The sequence below is a fragment of the Thioalkalivibrio sp. ALE14 genome (assembly GCF_000376845.1).
Taxonomy (GTDB): Bacteria; Pseudomonadota; Gammaproteobacteria; order Ectothiorhodospirales; family Ectothiorhodospiraceae; genus Thioalkalivibrio.
Genome location: NZ_AQXY01000028.1, coordinates 63,994 through 76,666 on the forward strand (window position 1 = coordinate 63,994; position 12,673 = coordinate 76,666).

Annotated in this window: 26 protein-coding genes; all 26 read right to left on the reverse strand. The window is 63.6% G+C overall.

Going from position 1 to position 12,673, the window contains the following annotated elements; genetic code table 11:
* Positions 1–11: 11 nt before the first annotated feature.
* The 26 genes from rpoA to rplC all read right to left on the reverse strand — a co-directional run bounded on the left by rpoA (position 12) and on the right by rplC (position 12,612).
* Positions 12–1,001: a DNA-directed RNA polymerase subunit alpha gene (gene rpoA / locus F572_RS0108080; protein ID WP_017941095.1), complete on the reverse strand. Its 990-nt coding sequence runs from the start codon at positions 999–1,001 to the stop codon at positions 12–14.
* Between the two features lie 30 nt (positions 1,002–1,031).
* Positions 1,032–1,652: a 30S ribosomal protein S4 gene (gene rpsD / locus F572_RS0108085; RefSeq protein ID WP_017941094.1), complete on the reverse strand. Its 621-nt coding sequence runs from the start codon at positions 1,650–1,652 to the stop codon at positions 1,032–1,034.
* A gap of 15 nt (positions 1,653–1,667) precedes the next feature.
* The gene (gene rpsK / locus F572_RS0108090) at positions 1,668–2,057 is read right to left on the reverse strand and encodes a 30S ribosomal protein S11 (protein ID WP_017941093.1); all 390 of its coding nucleotides are present in this window, start codon (positions 2,055–2,057) and stop codon (positions 1,668–1,670) included.
* A 21-nt stretch (positions 2,058–2,078) separates the two neighbouring features.
* Entirely contained in the window at positions 2,079–2,435 is a 357-nt protein-coding gene (rpsM, locus tag F572_RS0108095; RefSeq protein ID WP_017941092.1) for a 30S ribosomal protein S13, read from the reverse strand.
* Between the two features lie 65 nt (positions 2,436–2,500).
* Complete coding sequence (gene rpmJ / locus F572_RS15290; RefSeq protein WP_018881305.1) at positions 2,501–2,614, reverse strand: 50S ribosomal protein L36; 114 nt, start codon at positions 2,612–2,614, stop codon at positions 2,501–2,503.
* A gap of 15 nt (positions 2,615–2,629) precedes the next feature.
* Positions 2,630–3,976, reverse strand: coding sequence for a preprotein translocase subunit SecY (gene secY / locus F572_RS0108100; protein ID WP_026142920.1), 1,347 nt, complete (start codon positions 3,974–3,976; stop codon positions 2,630–2,632).
* A 3-nt stretch (positions 3,977–3,979) separates the two neighbouring features.
* Entirely contained in the window at positions 3,980–4,411 is a 432-nt protein-coding gene (gene rplO, locus F572_RS0108105; protein WP_017941090.1) for a 50S ribosomal protein L15, read from the reverse strand.
* A 2-nt stretch (positions 4,412–4,413) separates the two neighbouring features.
* A complete protein-coding gene (rpmD, locus tag F572_RS0108110) occupies positions 4,414–4,593 on the reverse strand; it encodes a 50S ribosomal protein L30 (protein ID WP_017941089.1) in 180 nt (59 codons plus the stop codon).
* Between the two features lie 3 nt (positions 4,594–4,596).
* Positions 4,597–5,103, reverse strand: a complete 507-nt coding sequence (gene rpsE / locus F572_RS0108115; RefSeq protein WP_017941088.1) for a 30S ribosomal protein S5 — start codon at positions 5,101–5,103, stop codon at positions 4,597–4,599.
* 26 nt (positions 5,104–5,129) lie between these two features.
* Positions 5,130–5,483, reverse strand: coding sequence for a 50S ribosomal protein L18 (rplR, locus tag F572_RS0108120; protein ID WP_017941087.1), 354 nt, complete (start codon positions 5,481–5,483; stop codon positions 5,130–5,132).
* A 10-nt stretch (positions 5,484–5,493) separates the two neighbouring features.
* Positions 5,494–6,024 (reverse strand): 50S ribosomal protein L6, encoded by a 531-nt coding sequence (gene rplF / locus F572_RS0108125; protein ID WP_017941086.1) that lies wholly within the window; start codon positions 6,022–6,024, stop codon positions 5,494–5,496.
* A 10-nt stretch (positions 6,025–6,034) separates the two neighbouring features.
* Entirely contained in the window at positions 6,035–6,427 is a 393-nt protein-coding gene (rpsH, locus tag F572_RS0108130) for a 30S ribosomal protein S8 (protein WP_017941085.1), read from the reverse strand.
* Positions 6,428–6,441: 14 nt separating this feature from the next.
* Positions 6,442–6,747, reverse strand: coding sequence for a 30S ribosomal protein S14 (rpsN, locus tag F572_RS0108135; RefSeq protein WP_017941084.1), 306 nt, complete (start codon positions 6,745–6,747; stop codon positions 6,442–6,444).
* Between the two features lie 15 nt (positions 6,748–6,762).
* Entirely contained in the window at positions 6,763–7,302 is a 540-nt protein-coding gene (rplE, locus tag F572_RS0108140; protein ID WP_017941083.1) for a 50S ribosomal protein L5, read from the reverse strand.
* 17 nt (positions 7,303–7,319) lie between these two features.
* On the reverse strand, positions 7,320–7,634 hold the full coding sequence (gene rplX / locus F572_RS0108145; protein WP_017941082.1) for a 50S ribosomal protein L24: 315 nt from the start codon (positions 7,632–7,634) through the stop codon (positions 7,320–7,322).
* Positions 7,635–7,641: 7 nt separating this feature from the next.
* Positions 7,642–8,010, reverse strand: coding sequence for a 50S ribosomal protein L14 (rplN, locus tag F572_RS0108150; RefSeq protein ID WP_017941081.1), 369 nt, complete (start codon positions 8,008–8,010; stop codon positions 7,642–7,644).
* 22 nt (positions 8,011–8,032) lie between these two features.
* Positions 8,033–8,299 (reverse strand): 30S ribosomal protein S17, encoded by a 267-nt coding sequence (gene rpsQ, locus F572_RS0108155; protein WP_017941080.1) that lies wholly within the window; start codon positions 8,297–8,299, stop codon positions 8,033–8,035.
* A 4-nt stretch (positions 8,300–8,303) separates the two neighbouring features.
* Positions 8,304–8,498, reverse strand: coding sequence for a 50S ribosomal protein L29 (gene rpmC, locus F572_RS0108160; RefSeq protein ID WP_017941079.1), 195 nt, complete (start codon positions 8,496–8,498; stop codon positions 8,304–8,306).
* Positions 8,498–8,911 carry a 50S ribosomal protein L16 gene (rplP, locus tag F572_RS0108165; protein WP_017941078.1) on the reverse strand — a complete coding sequence of 138 codons (414 nt, stop codon included), beginning with the start codon at positions 8,909–8,911 and terminating at the stop codon, positions 8,498–8,500. The genes rpmC and rplP overlap by 1 nt, the downstream gene beginning before the upstream one ends.
* Before the next feature lie 10 nt (positions 8,912–8,921).
* Positions 8,922–9,602 carry a 30S ribosomal protein S3 gene (gene rpsC / locus F572_RS0108170; protein ID WP_017941077.1) on the reverse strand — a complete coding sequence of 227 codons (681 nt, stop codon included), beginning with the start codon at positions 9,600–9,602 and terminating at the stop codon, positions 8,922–8,924.
* 2 nt (positions 9,603–9,604) lie between these two features.
* Complete coding sequence (gene rplV / locus F572_RS0108175) at positions 9,605–9,946, reverse strand: 50S ribosomal protein L22 (protein WP_017941076.1); 342 nt, start codon at positions 9,944–9,946, stop codon at positions 9,605–9,607.
* A gap of 9 nt (positions 9,947–9,955) precedes the next feature.
* Positions 9,956–10,228, reverse strand: coding sequence for a 30S ribosomal protein S19 (gene rpsS, locus F572_RS0108180; RefSeq protein ID WP_017941075.1), 273 nt, complete (start codon positions 10,226–10,228; stop codon positions 9,956–9,958).
* A gap of 12 nt (positions 10,229–10,240) precedes the next feature.
* A complete protein-coding gene (rplB, locus tag F572_RS0108185) occupies positions 10,241–11,062 on the reverse strand; it encodes a 50S ribosomal protein L2 (RefSeq protein WP_017941074.1) in 822 nt (273 codons plus the stop codon).
* Positions 11,063–11,064: 2 nt separating this feature from the next.
* On the reverse strand, positions 11,065–11,361 hold the full coding sequence (rplW, locus tag F572_RS0108190; RefSeq protein ID WP_017941073.1) for a 50S ribosomal protein L23: 297 nt from the start codon (positions 11,359–11,361) through the stop codon (positions 11,065–11,067).
* Positions 11,358–11,963 (reverse strand): 50S ribosomal protein L4, encoded by a 606-nt coding sequence (rplD, locus tag F572_RS0108195; RefSeq protein WP_017941072.1) that lies wholly within the window; start codon positions 11,961–11,963, stop codon positions 11,358–11,360. The genes rplW and rplD overlap by 4 nt, the downstream gene beginning before the upstream one ends.
* 4 nt (positions 11,964–11,967) lie before the next feature.
* Positions 11,968–12,612: a 50S ribosomal protein L3 gene (gene rplC / locus F572_RS0108200; RefSeq protein ID WP_017941071.1), complete on the reverse strand. Its 645-nt coding sequence runs from the start codon at positions 12,610–12,612 to the stop codon at positions 11,968–11,970.
* Positions 12,613–12,673 lie beyond the last annotated feature (61 nt).

A 12,673-nucleotide genomic window follows, 5' to 3' on the forward strand; every position in this document is an offset into this window, starting at 1 on the left:
GCGCGCCGTGATTACTCGTTGTCGTCGCGAAGACCCGGCGGCGGCCAGTTCTCGAGACGCATGCCGAGCGACAGCCCGTGGGTCGCCAGCGTGTCCTTGATCTCGGTCAGCGACTTCTTGCCCAGGTTCGGCGCACGCAGCAGCTCGACCTCGGTGCGCTGGACCAGATCCCCGATGTAGTACAGGTTCTCGGCCTTCAGGCAGTTCGCGGAGCGCACGGTCAGCTCCAGCTCGTCCACCGGACGCAGCAGCACCGGGTCAATCGCACCCCCGGCAACACCGGCCACTTCGCCGGCCTCTTCCTGCAGGTCGACGAACGGGGCGAGCTGACCCTGCAGGATCGTCGCGGCCTGACGCACCGCGTCATCCGGGGCAATCGCGCCATTGGTTTCGAGCTCCAGCACCAGGCGGTCCATATCGGTCCGCTGGGCCAGGCGCGCGCTTTCCACACGATAGGAGACCCGACGGATCGGGCTGAAGCTGGCGTCCAGCAGCAACCGGCCAATCCCCGTGTCATCGCTACCTTCGACCTGGCGCCGCGCCGTCACTGGCTCGTAGCCGCGCCCGGCACGGGCGGTCAGCGTGATGTCCAGGTCGACATTCTTGGTGATCGTGGCGATCACATGCTCCGGGTTCACCACCTCGACGTCGTGGTCGACCTGGATATCACCCGCGGTCACCACGCACGGACCCTTCTTTTTCAGGCTCAGCGTGGATTCATCGCGGCTGTGCATACGAAGTGCCACACCCTTCAGGTTCAGCAGGATGTCGACAACATCTTCCTGCACGCCCTCGATGGTCGTGTACTCGTGAAGCACGCCCTCGATCCGGGCCTCGACGATCGCCGCCCCCGGGATGGAGGACAGCAGCACGCGCCGCAGCGCGTTGCCGAGCGTATGCCCGAAGCCGCGTTCCAGCGGCTCGAGCGCGACCTTGGCCTGATTCCGATTCTCGGCCTCGACCTCGATCTGCTGTTTCTTGACCAGTTCGTTCGACTGCATTGTGACTCCTGGCGCCAGGCCGAAAAACGATTACTTCGAGTACAGCTCGACGACGAGCGACTCGTTGATGTCCGCGGGCAGATCGGAACGATCCGGGATCGCCTTGAAGGTCCCCTCGAACTTGCTGGTGTCGACCTCGACCCAGCTCGGGAAGCCGGTCTGCTCCGCCAGGGTCATCGCATCCTGGATGCGCACCTGCTTGCGGGCCTTCTCGCGGACCGTCACCACGTCCGACGGTTGCACCTGATAGGCGGCGATGTTCACCACCTGGCCGTTCACCATGATCGCGCGGTGGGCCACCAACTGGCGTGCCTCGGAGCGAGTCGTCCCGAAGCCCATGCGATACACGACATTGTCCAGGCGGCCTTCCAGCAGCTTCAGCAGGTTCTCACCCGTGGAGCCCTTGCGCTGCGCGGCCTTCTTGTAATAGTTGCGGAACTGCTTTTCCAGCACCCCGTAGATACGGCGCAGCTTCTGCTTCTCGCGCAGCTGCACGGCGTAGTCCGACAGGCGGGTACGGCGCTCGCCGTGCTGACCCGGCGGCTTGTCCAGCTTGCACTTGGTCTCCAGCGCGCGAGCGCCGCTCTTCAGGCCCAGATCGACGCCTTCGCGACGGCTGAGCTTGCATTTCGGTCCAATGTAACGAGCCATTCTTGAACTCCAGCCTTAAACGCGGCGTTTCTTGGGCGGCCGGCAGCCGTTGTGAGGGATCGGGGTCACATCACTGATGTTCGTGATCTTGAACCCGGCATTGTTCAGCGCGCGTACCGCCGACTCCCGACCCGGACCCGGGCCGCGAACCATCACGTCCAGGTTTTTCACGCCATGCTCGGCTGCCGTCGTCCCGGCACGCTCGGCCGCGATCTGCGCGGCGAACGGGGTCGACTTGCGGGAACCACGGAATCCGGAACCACCCGAGGTGGCCCAGCTGATCGTGTTGCCCTGCCGATCGGTGATCGTGATGATCGTGTTGTTGAACGTGGCATACACGTGAGCCACGCCCTCGGCGATATTCTTGCGGACCTTTTTCTTGGTCCGAGTCTGCGCTTGTGCCATGTACCTGAGATCCCAGTCTGATTACTTGCGAATCGGGCGCCGCGGACCCTTGCGGGTGCGAGCGTTCGTCTGCGTCTGCTGACCGCGCAGCGGGAGGCCGCGGCGGTGGCGCACGCCCCGGTAGCAGCCGAGATCCATCAGCCGCTTGATGTTCATGCTGACCTCCCGGCGCAGATCCCCTTCCACGGGAATCTTGTCGATCTGAGCCCGCAGGGCATCCACTTCGGCATCAGTCAGATCCCGCACCTTGATGTCCCGACGCACACCGGCTGCATCGCAGATCAGGCCGGCCCGGGTCGGGCCAATGCCATAGATCGCGGTCAGCGCGATTACTGTGTGCTTCTGGTCAGGAATATTGATTCCAGCGACGCGAGCCATCCAACCTCTCCATCTAAATCCGGCAAAGCCGGCTATAGTAGCAATGAATTTGCGTTACGCCAAGCTCAGCCCTGGCGTTGCTTGTGGCGGGCATCCGAACAGATCACCCGGACCACGCCGTTCCGCCGAATCACTTTGCAGTTCCGGCAGATCGGCTTTACCGATGCACGTACTTTCATGGTCTTTCTCCTGGTCTACCGGATCCCGGTCCCGCCGAAACCCTTCAGATTCGCTTTCTTCATCAAGCCTTCGTACTGGTGCGACACCAGGTGCGACTGCAGCTGGGCCATGAAGTCCATGACCACAATGACGATGATCAACAGTGACGTCCCACCGAAGTAGAACGGCACGTTCCAGTACAGGATCAGGAACTCGGGCAGCAGACAGACCGCGGTGATATACACCGCACCTACCGCTGTCAGCCGGGTCATGACCCCGTCGATAAAGCGTTCGGTCTGCACCCCGGGCCGGATCCCCGGAATGAAGGCGCCCTGCTTCTTCAGGTTCTCCGCGGTATCCCGGGAGTTGAACACCAGCGCGGTGTAAAAGAAGCAGAAGAAAATAATCGCGGCCGCGTAGAACATCACGTACAGCGGTTGCCCCGGCGCCAGCGTCGTCGAGATCTCGCGCAGCCAGTCCATGCCCTCGGCCTGGCCGAACCATTGACCGAGCGTCGACGGGAACAGGATGATACTGGACGCGAAGATCGGCGGGATCACCCCCGCCATATTCAGCTTCAACGGGAGGTGCGAAGACTGCCCCCCGACCATCTTCCGGCCGACCTGACGCTTCGCGTAGTTGATCGTGACCCGCCGTTGCCCGCGTTCCACGAACACCACAAACGCGGTCACCGCCAGCGCCAGCACGATCAGGATCACCACGAAGGCCGCGGCCAGTTCACCGGTACGCGCGAGCTCCAGCGTCCCGCCAATGGCACCCGGAAGGCCGGCCACGATGCCCGCGAAGATAATGATCGAAATACCGTTACCGATACCGCGCTCGGTGATCTGCTCGCCCAGCCACATCAGGAACAGTGTCCCGGTCACCAGCGACACCACCACGGTGAAGATGAAGATCGGGCCCGGGTTCAGCGCCATCGGCATGCCCTGGATCGTCTGCCCATTCAGCGCGATCCCAATGCCGATACTCTGAAACAGCGCCAGCGCCACGGTCCCGTAGCGCGTGTACTGCGTGATCTTGCGGCGTCCCGGCTCGCCTTCTTTCTTCAGCTGCTGCAGGGCCGGCACCGTTGCCGCCAGCAGCTGCATGATGATCGCAGCAGAGATGTACGGCATCACGCCGAGGGCAAAGATCGACAGCCGCTCCAGCGCGCCCCCGGAGAACATGTTGAACATGTCCAGGATCGTGCCGCTTTGCTGCTCGAAGAACTGCGAGACGGCGACGGGGTTGATCCCCGGCACCGGGATGAACGTCCCTATGCGGTAGACCACCAGGGCGCCCAGCACGAACAGCAAGCGTTGGCGTAACTCGGTAAAGCCGGTGAGTCCACCACCGGAACGTGCTGTCGCTCCACGCGCCATTATTTAGGCCTCAACGCTCCCGCCAGCGGCTTCGATCGCCGCCCGCGCGCCCTTGGTGACGCCCACGCCCTTCACGGCGCACGCCTGGGAGACTTCGCCGGAGGCGAAGATCTTGGCGCTCTGCGCATCGCTGCGCACCACACCAGCGGACTTCAGCGTCTCCAGGGTGACATCCCCCTCGACCTTGTTCAGCTCGCTCAGGCGAACCTCCGCCGCATACTGCTGCTTGCGCGAGCGAAAGCCCACCTTCGGCAGGCGCCGCTGCAAGGGCATCTGACCGCCCTCGAAGCCCACTTTGGTGAAGCCGCCGGAGCGCGATTTCTGACCCTTGTGGCCGCGACCGCCGGTCTTGCCCAGACCGGAGCCGATGCCACGACCGACGCGCTTGCCCGGCTTGCGGGCGCCGTCGGGGCTTGCAATCTCATTCAGTCGCATCGTTACACTTCCTCTACCTTCAGCAGGTACGACACCTTCTTGACCATGCCCAGATTCTCCGGGGTGGCCTCGACCGTCGAGGTGCTGTGGGTCTTGCGCAGCCCCAGCCCGCGAACGCATGCCTTGTGCGATGCGATTCGGCCGGCGGTGCTGCGTACCAGGGTCAGTTTCAGCTTGCTCATGGCTTAGCTCGTCACTTCGTCAACGGTCTTGCCGCGCTTGGCCGCGACACGCTCGGGCGAGCTCACCGTGGTGAGCCCGTCGATGGTCGCCTGCACGACGTTAATCGGATTGCGCGAGCCCACGCACTTCGCGAGGACGTTGCGCACGCCGGCCACTTCGAGCACCGCGCGCATCGCGCCGCCGGCGATGATGCCGGTACCCTCGGAGGCCGGCTGCATGTACACGTTCGCGGCTCCGTGACGGCCGTTGACTGCGTAATGCAGCGTGCCGTCGTGGAGCGCAACGTTGCGCATTTCCATGCGCGCCTGCTGCATGGCCTTCTGGATCGCGGCGGGCACTTCGCGCGCCTTGGCATAGCCGTAGCCCACGCGGCCCTCGCCGTCGCCCACCACGGTCAGCGCGGCAAACCGGAACTGCCGGCCACCCTTGACCACCTTGGCCACGCGATTGACGCCAATCAGCTTTTCCTGGAGGCCGTCCTGCGCTTCGCTTACATCGTTACGTGCCATATCTCTCTCCGCTCGATCCCGTTTGACTAGAACTGCAGGCCGTTCTCACGTGCGGCGTCGGCCAAGGCCTTCACCCGTCCGTGATAACGAAAACCCGCGCGGTCAAACGCGACCTGTTCAATACCGGCCTTGCGTGCACGCTCGGCAATCGCCTGCCCCACTCGGGCGGCGGCCTCGGCGTTCCCGGTCGAACCGCCGGCATTCTTCAGATCCTTCTCCACCGTCGACGCCGCGGCGAGTACCGCGTCGCCAGACGGGGCGATGATCTGCGCGTACATGTGGCGGGGCGTCCGGTGGATACAGAGACGATGCACCCCCAGCTCACGGATCTTGAACCGTGCGCGACGCGCCCTCTTAAGTCTGGCCTCTTTCTTGTCCACTGGTGCCTACCTACTTCTTCTTGGCTTCTTTGCGCACAATGCGCTCGTCTTTGTACTTCACGCCCTTGCCCTTGTAGGGCTCCGGCGGGCGCATGGCGCGAATGTTCGCGGCCACCTGGCCCACCTTCTGGCGATCCGTTCCCTTGACCACGACCTCGGTCGGGGTCGGCGTTTCGACCGTCACCCCTTCGGGGATCTCGAAGTCGATCGGGTGCGAGTAGCCGAGCGTCAGGTTAAGCTTCGCGCCCTGCATTTGCGCGCGATACCCGACGCCGACCAATTCCAGGGACCGCTCGAACCCTTCGCTCACGCCGTGGACATGATTGCCCAGCAGCGCGCGAATGGTCCCGGCCAGGGCGACGTTCTTGGCGTTCTCGGCCGCCTTCACTCGCACCACCCCATCCTCGACGGTGACCATCACCGCCTCGGGGCAGGTGAGCTGAAGCTCGCCCTTCGGGCCCTTGATCTTGATCTCGCTGTCCGACTGCTCGACGGAGACACCGTTGGGCAGCTTGATCGGCAGATTTGCAATGCGCGACATGGCTGATTCCTCAGTAAATCTTGCAGAGGACCTCGCCGCCCTGGCCTGCGGCCCGGGCAGCGCGGTCACTCATGACACCCTGGGGCGTGGAGATCACCGCGACACCAAGGCCAGCGTTGATCCGCGGCAGCTCGTCCTTGCCGCGATAGATCCGCAGACCCGGGCGGGAAATCCGTTCGACGGTCTCGATGACCGGCCGTCCCTCGAAGTACTTGAGCTTCACCACCAGCTTCTTCTGCGCGGCCTCGCCCTCGACCTGCATATCGCCCACGAAACCCTCTTCGGCAAAGACCTTCAGGATGCGTTCCTTGGCCTTGCTGTAGGGAATGGCGACCTGCTCCTTGTTGGCGCGCTGTGCATTGCGCACGCGGGTGAGCATGTCGGAAATCGGATCGGTCATCATCGCTTCAAATCTCCTTACCAGCTCGCCTTGCGCAGGCCCGGAATCTCGCCCTTCATGGCGTGTTCCCGCAGCTTGTTGCGCCCCAGGCCAAACCGGCGGTAATAGCCCTTCGGCCGGCCGGTAATGCCACAGCGGTTCTTCTGACGCACGCGGGACGAATCACGCGGCAGCTTCTGCAGCGCATGCATGGCCGCCAGCCGCTCCTCGGAGGACTTGGTATCGTCCACCAGGATCGCCTTCAGTTCGGCCCGCTTGGCCGCGTACTTCTTTACCAATCGCTCGCGCTTCTTCTCGCGCTCGATCATCGATACCTTCGCCATGTGCGCCTACCTCGTTTACTGCCGGAACGGGAATCGGAAGGCCTCCAGAAGGGCCTTGGCTTCCGCGTCCGTCGTTGCGCTGGTTGTAATCGTGATGTCCATGCCGCGCAGCTTGTCGACACGGTCGTAATCGATCTCCGGAAAGATGATCTGTTCCTTGATGCCCAGGCTGTAGTTGCCACGACCATCGAACGCCTTCGCGGAAAACCCGCGGAAGTCGCGCACCCGGGGCAGCGCCACATTGATCAGGCGATCCAGGAATTCGTACATCTGCCGGCGCCGCAGGGTCACCTTGCAGCCGATCGGATAATCATCACGGATCTTGAAGCCTGCAATCGACTTGCGCGCCTTGGTAACCACCGGCTTCTGCCCAGCGATCGCCGTCATATCACTGACCGCGTGCTCGATCACCTTCTTGTCCGCCACGGCATCGCCGAGACCCATGTTCAGGGTCACCTTGGTGATGCGCGGGATCTCCATCACGTTGGCATAGCCGAACTGCTCGCGCAGGGCCTGCTTCACGTTGGATTCGTATTCTTCTCTCAAGCGTTCCATAAACCGTCCGTCCCGCGTTATGCGTCCACGACCTCGCCGTTCGAGCGAAAGACCCGCACCTTGCGGCCGTCTTCCAGGGTCTTGAACGACACGCGATCACCCTTGTCGGTTGCCGGGTTGAAGAGCATCACATTGGAGATATCGATCGGCATTTCCTTCTCGATGATCCCGCCACCGACACCCTGCTGCGGGTTCGGCTTCTGATGCTTCTTCACCATGTTGATGTTCTGGACCAGGACCTTGCCGTCCAGGACCTTGATAATGGTCCCGCGGCGGCCCTTGTCCTTGCCAGCAATCACGACGACATCGTCGCCCTTGCGAATCTTGTTCATCACGTCCTCACAGCACTTCCGGGGCGAGGGAGATAATCTTCATGTACTTCTCCCCTCGCAGTTCACGCGTCACCGGCCCGAAGATACGGGTGCCGATCGGCTGGTGCTGGTTGTTCAGCAGGACCGCGGCGTTGCGGTCGAAGCGGATGATCGAGCCATCCGGGCGCCGCACGCCGGACGCGGTACGCACCACAACGGCGTCGTACACGTCGCCCTTCTTGACCTTGCCACGCGGGATCGCGTCCTTGACGCTCACCTTGATGACATCGCCCACGCGGGCATACCGGCGGTGCGAGCCGCCCAGCACCTTGATGCACTGGATGCGTCGGGCGCCGCTGTTGTCGGCGGCCTCGAGCACGGTCTGCATTTGAATCATGACTTATCTCCTGGCAGCCGATTCAGAGCGCGTCCTGCCCGACCACTTCGATCAGGGCAAAGCGCTTCTGCTTGGAAACCGGCCGGCATTCACGGATACGAACCCGGTCGCCCATGCGCGAGACATTCTCCTCGTCATGGACGTGCAGTTTCGTGCTGCGGCGGATGAACTTGCCATACAGCGGATGACGCACGCGACGCTCGACCAGGACCGTGCGGGTCTTGTCCATCTTGTCGCTGATCACCCGCCCCACGACGGAACGCTGATTCTTGGAACCTTCTTCGGTCATCTTCTTAGCCTGCCCTTCTGCGTTCATTCATCAGCGTCTTGATCTGCGCGATCTCGCGCCGCACCTTGCCGACGCGATCCGGCCGCGCGAGCTGCCCGACCGCCTTCTGCATGCGGAGACCGAACTGCTCCTTGTAGAGCGCTTCCAGCTCCTGATTCAGATCGTCGTCCGACTTCTTTCTGAGTTCTTCTGCTTTCATTACATCACCTGCCGACGGGTGAAGACCGTCTTGACCGGGAGCTTGGCGGCGGCCAGACGCATGGCCTCGCGGGCCACGTCTTCATGCACGCCTTCCATTTCGTAGAGCACACGGCCCGGCTGGATCTTGCAGACCCAGTATTCGACACCGCCCTTGCCCTTGCCCATACGCACTTCAAGCGGCTTCTTGGTCACCGGCACGTCCGGGAATACCCGGATCCAGATCTTCCCGCCACGCTTGATGTGGCGCACCATCGCGCGCCGCGCGGCTTCGATCTGGCGCGCGGTAATCCGACCACGCTCCACGGCCTGCAGGCCGTATTCGCCGAAGCTGACCTTCGCGCCGGTGGAGGCCATGCCCCGGTTCCGGCCCTTGAACTGCTTGCGGAATTTGGTTCTTTTTGGCTGCAACATGGTCTATGTCCTAGCTCGCGTTGGCCGCAGCGCGCGTCCCTTCGACCGGTTCCAGACCGAAGACTTCGCCCTTGAAGATCCACACCTTCACACCGATGATCCCGTACGTGGTACGGGCCTCGGCGAAGCCGTAGTCGATGTCCGCACGCAGGGTGTGCAGCGGCACGCGCCCTTCGCGGTACCATTCGGAACGCGCGATCTCGGCGCCGTTCAGGCGGCCGGACACGTGGACCTTGATACCCTGCGCACCCAGGCGCATCGCGTTGCCCACAGCGCGCTTCATCGCGCGACGGAACATGATGCGGCGCTCCAGCTGCTGGGCGATGCCTTCCGCCACCAGCTGCGCCTCGATCTCGGGCTTGCGCACTTCCTCGATGTTGATCTTGACGTTGCCCTGGTCCAGGCCGGTCTCGGCCGCGACTTCACGGCGCAGCTTCTCGATGTCCTCGCCCTTCTTGCCAATCACGATCCCCGGACGCGCCGTATGGATGGTGATGTGCGCGGCCTTGGCCGGGCGTTCGATCGTAATGCGGCTTACCGAAGCATGGGCAAGTTTCTTCTGCAGAAACGTGCGCAGCTTGATGTCATTGTTCAGCGTCTCGCCGAACTCGCGGCCGTCGGCGTACCAGGTGGCCGACCACGGGCGAGAAATGCCCAGCCGGATGCCGGTTGGATGTACTTTCTGACCCATGGTTAGTTCGCTCCCTTCTCGCTAACGCCAATCACGATGTGACTGGTGCGCTTCATGATGCGGTTGCCGCGCCCCTTGGCACGCGCCTGCATGCGCTTCAGCACGGGGCCCTCGTCGACCTGGATGCGCGAGATGCGCAGCTCGTCGATGTCGGCGCCGTCGTTGTTCTCCGCATTGGCGATCGCGGACTCCAGCACCTTCTTCACGATGGCGGCCGGCTTCTTCGCACTGAAGGTCAGCTCGTTCAGAGCTTCCTCGACGCGCATGCCACGAACCTGGTCGGCGACCAGCCGCGTCTTCTGCGGCGAGATGCGCGCGTAGCGCAGTTTTGCAATCGTCTCCATCGTTCGTCCTCAGCGCGACTTCTTGTTGGCGATGTGACCCTTGAAGGTCCGCGTCAACGCAAACTCGCCCAGCTTGTGGCCGACCATGTTTTCGTTGACCAGCACCGGAACATGCTGACGCCCGTTGTGTACCGCGAGGGTGAGTCCCACCATCTGCGGAATGATCATCGAGCGGCGCGACCAGGTCTTGATCGGCCGGCGATCGTTCTTCTCGTGCGCCTCTTCCACCTTCTTGCGCAGGTGGTGATCGACGAACGGGCCTTTTTTCAGTGAACGCGGCATGCTGGCACTCCGTTACTTCTTGCGCCGACGCACGATCATGCCGTCGGTACGTTTGTTGTTGCGGGTCTTGTAACCCTTGGTCGGGCGGCCCCACGGGGTCACCGGGTGACGCCCGAAGTTGCGACCTTCACCACCGCCATGCGGGTGATCGACCGGGTTCATCGCGGTACCGCGCACGGTCGGGCGAACGCCCATCCAGCGCTTGGCACCGGCCTTCCCGAACTTCTTCAGGCTGTGCTCGGTGTGCCCGACTTCGCCGACTGTGGCGCGGCATTCCGACGGGATGCGACGCATCTCGCCGGAGCGCAGCCGGATCGTCGCGTGGGCACCCTCGCGGGCCACGACCTGGGCCGAGGCGCCGGCCGAACGCGCAATCTGCGCGCCCTTGCCCGGCTTCATCTCGATGCAATGAATCACCGTGCCGACCGGAATCGAGCGCAGCGGCATCGCGTTGCCCACCCGGATGGGGGCCTGGGAGCCGCTGTGCACCGCGTCCCCCTGCTTCAGGCCGCGAGGCGCGATAATGTACCGACGTTCGCCGTCCGCGTACAGTACCAGTGCCAAATGGGCGCTCCGGTTCGGATCATATTCCAGGCGCTCGACCTTGCCCGGGACGTTGTCCTTGTTCCGCTTGAAGTCGACGATGCGATAGCGCTGCTTGTGGCCACCGCCCACGTGACGGGTGGTGATCCGGCCCGCGTTGTTGCGACCGCCCGAGCGCGTCTGCTTCTCGACCAGCGCGGCATGCGGCGCACCCTTGTGCAGGCCGTCGCCGCGGATCTGCACCGCGTGGCGGCGCCCGGCCGAGGTCGGATTGGTCTTGATAATCGCCATGACTAGACCTGTTCTCCTTCACCCATGTCGATGCTCTCGCCCTCGGCGAGCGCGACGTAGGCCTTCTTCCAGTGGTTACGACGCCCGAACTGGCGACCGAAACGCTTGTTCTTGCCCTGCTGGTTCAGCGTACGGACCTGCTGCACGCGCACCTCGAACAGTTTCTCGATCGCGGCCTTGATCTCGGCCTTGTCGGCGTCCGGCAGCACGCGGAACACGTACTGGCCGACTTCCCCGGCGTTGGTCGACTTCTCGGACACCACCGGACCCTGAATAATCTGCATCAGACGCGAGTTCATGCCAGCCACTCCTCGAGCTTGCGGATGGCGCCTTCCGTGATCACGACCGTCTCGGCCCCGACCAGGTTGGCGGGATTGACGCCGTTGACGTCGACCACGTCCACGTGCGGGACATTACCCAGGGCACGTTCGGTCATCGCGTCTTCCTCGGCCAGGACCACCAGGCCCTTTTCCAGCCCCAGCTCCTTGAGCTTGGCCACACCGTCGCGGGTCTTGCCCGATTCGACGCTGAATCCGGCCACGACCTTCAGGCGGTCCTGGCGCAGAAGCTCGGAGAGGATCGACGCCATCGCGGCGCGATACATCTTCTTGTTCAGCTTCTGCGAGAAATCCTGGGTGCGCGCGGCGAACACCTTGCCACCACCCGTCCACAGCGGGCTGCGGATCGTGCCGGCCCGGGCGCGACCGGTGCCCTTCTGGCGGAACGGCTTGATGCCGCCTCCGCTGACCTGAGCGCGGGTCTTCTGGGCGCGCGTGCCACTACGGGCACCGGCGAGCTGAGCGACCACGCTCTGATGCACCAGGGATTCATTGAATTCCCGCTCGAAGCAGACGGCGGACAGCTCGACGCTGGCCCCGGTATCGGCAGTCGTTACTTGCATTGTCTTAACCCTTCGCCTTCACGGCCGGACGGATCATCACGTCGGAACTCGGCGCGCCCGGCACGGCACCCTGAACCAGGACCAGGCTGCGATCGGCATCGACACGCACCACCTTCAGGTTCTGGATGGTCTTGCGCTCGGCGCCCATGTGGCCGGCCATCTTCTTGCCCTTGAACACGCGACCGGGGCTCTGGTTCTGACCGATGGAACCCGGAGCGCGATGCGCCAGCGAGTTGCCATGGGTCGCGTCCTGGGTGCGGAAGTTGTGACGCTTCACCGCACCCTGAAAGCCCTTGCCCTTGCTCTGCGCGGTCACGTCGACCGTCTGCCCTTCCTCGAAGCGGTCGACGGTGATCGCGTCACCGGCGGCCAGGCCTTCAAGGTCGGCCTCGTCGACGCGGAATTCCCACAGGCCGCGGCCCGGCTCCACCGACGCGGCGGCGAAGTGGCCGGCCTCCGGCTTGCTTACCCGGGACGGCTTGCGCGAGCCCGCCGTCACCTGGACCGCGTTGTAGCCGTCGCCTTCAGTGCGCTTGATCTGGACCACGCGATTGTTGTCCACCTGCAGCACCGTGACCGGCACGGAGACGCCGTCTTCGGTAAAGACGCGCGACATGCCGAGCTTGCGACCGATGAGTCCAAGAGCCATTACAAAACCCCTTCCGTATCAGACGGCGCTATCAAGCGCCCTAAAGCCGTGGCCCGGCGAA

What these genes read in the sequence shown, in the direction of transcription:
- rpsC (WP_017941077.1), bottom strand. Translation starts at nt 9,602, where the DNA reads ATGGGTCAGAAAGTACATCCAACCGGCATCCGGCTGGGCATTTCTCGC.
- rpmD (WP_017941089.1), bottom strand. Translation starts at nt 4,593, where the DNA reads ATGAGCAAGCTGAAACTGACCCTGGTACGCAGCACCGCCGGCCGAATC.
- rpsM (WP_017941092.1), bottom strand. Translation starts at nt 2,435, where the DNA reads ATGGCTCGCGTCGCTGGAATCAATATTCCTGACCAGAAGCACACAGTA.
- rpsK (WP_017941093.1), bottom strand. Translation starts at nt 2,057, where the DNA reads ATGGCACAAGCGCAGACTCGGACCAAGAAAAAGGTCCGCAAGAATATC.
- rpsD (WP_017941094.1), bottom strand. Translation starts at nt 1,652, where the DNA reads ATGGCTCGTTACATTGGACCGAAATGCAAGCTCAGCCGTCGCGAAGGC.
- rpsE (WP_017941088.1), bottom strand. Translation starts at nt 5,103, where the DNA reads ATGGCACGTAACGATGTAAGCGAAGCGCAGGACGGCCTCCAGGAAAAG.
- rpsQ (WP_017941080.1), bottom strand. Translation starts at nt 8,299, where the DNA reads ATGACCGAAGAAGGTTCCAAGAATCAGCGTTCCGTCGTGGGGCGGGTG.
- rplE (WP_017941083.1), bottom strand. Translation starts at nt 7,302, where the DNA reads ATGGAACGCTTGAGAGAAGAATACGAATCCAACGTGAAGCAGGCCCTG.
- rplD (WP_017941072.1), bottom strand. Translation starts at nt 11,963, where the DNA reads ATGCAAGTAACGACTGCCGATACCGGGGCCAGCGTCGAGCTGTCCGCC.
- rplO (WP_017941090.1), bottom strand. Translation starts at nt 4,411, where the DNA reads ATGCGACTGAATGAGATTGCAAGCCCCGACGGCGCCCGCAAGCCGGGC.
- rplF (WP_017941086.1), bottom strand. Translation starts at nt 6,024, where the DNA reads ATGTCGCGCATTGCAAATCTGCCGATCAAGCTGCCCAACGGTGTCTCC.
- rplX (WP_017941082.1), bottom strand. Translation starts at nt 7,634, where the DNA reads ATGAACAAGATTCGCAAGGGCGACGATGTCGTCGTGATTGCTGGCAAG.
- rpmJ (WP_018881305.1), bottom strand. Translation starts at nt 2,614, where the DNA reads ATGAAAGTACGTGCATCGGTAAAGCCGATCTGCCGGAACTGCAAAGTG.
- rpsS (WP_017941075.1), bottom strand. Translation starts at nt 10,228, where the DNA reads ATGCCGCGTTCACTGAAAAAAGGCCCGTTCGTCGATCACCACCTGCGC.
- rplN (WP_017941081.1), bottom strand. Translation starts at nt 8,010, where the DNA reads ATGATTCAAATGCAGACCGTGCTCGAGGCCGCCGACAACAGCGGCGCC.
- rplB (WP_017941074.1), bottom strand. Translation starts at nt 11,062, where the DNA reads ATGGCGATTATCAAGACCAATCCGACCTCGGCCGGGCGCCGCCACGCG.
- rpsN (WP_017941084.1), bottom strand. Translation starts at nt 6,747, where the DNA reads ATGGCGAAGGTATCGATGATCGAGCGCGAGAAGAAGCGCGAGCGATTG.
- rplC (WP_017941071.1), bottom strand. Translation starts at nt 12,612, where the DNA reads ATGGCTCTTGGACTCATCGGTCGCAAGCTCGGCATGTCGCGCGTCTTT.
- rpsH (WP_017941085.1), bottom strand. Translation starts at nt 6,427, where the DNA reads ATGATGACCGATCCGATTTCCGACATGCTCACCCGCGTGCGCAATGCA.
- rplV (WP_017941076.1), bottom strand. Translation starts at nt 9,946, where the DNA reads ATGGAGACGATTGCAAAACTGCGCTACGCGCGCATCTCGCCGCAGAAG.
- rplW (WP_017941073.1), bottom strand. Translation starts at nt 11,361, where the DNA reads ATGAACTCGCGTCTGATGCAGATTATTCAGGGTCCGGTGGTGTCCGAG.
- rpmC (WP_017941079.1), bottom strand. Translation starts at nt 8,498, where the DNA reads ATGAAAGCAGAAGAACTCAGAAAGAAGTCGGACGACGATCTGAATCAG.
- rpoA (WP_017941095.1), bottom strand. Translation starts at nt 1,001, where the DNA reads ATGCAGTCGAACGAACTGGTCAAGAAACAGCAGATCGAGGTCGAGGCC.
- rplP (WP_017941078.1), bottom strand. Translation starts at nt 8,911, where the DNA reads ATGTTGCAGCCAAAAAGAACCAAATTCCGCAAGCAGTTCAAGGGCCGG.
- secY (WP_026142920.1), bottom strand. Translation starts at nt 3,976, where the DNA reads ATGGCGCGTGGAGCGACAGCACGTTCCGGTGGTGGACTCACCGGCTTT.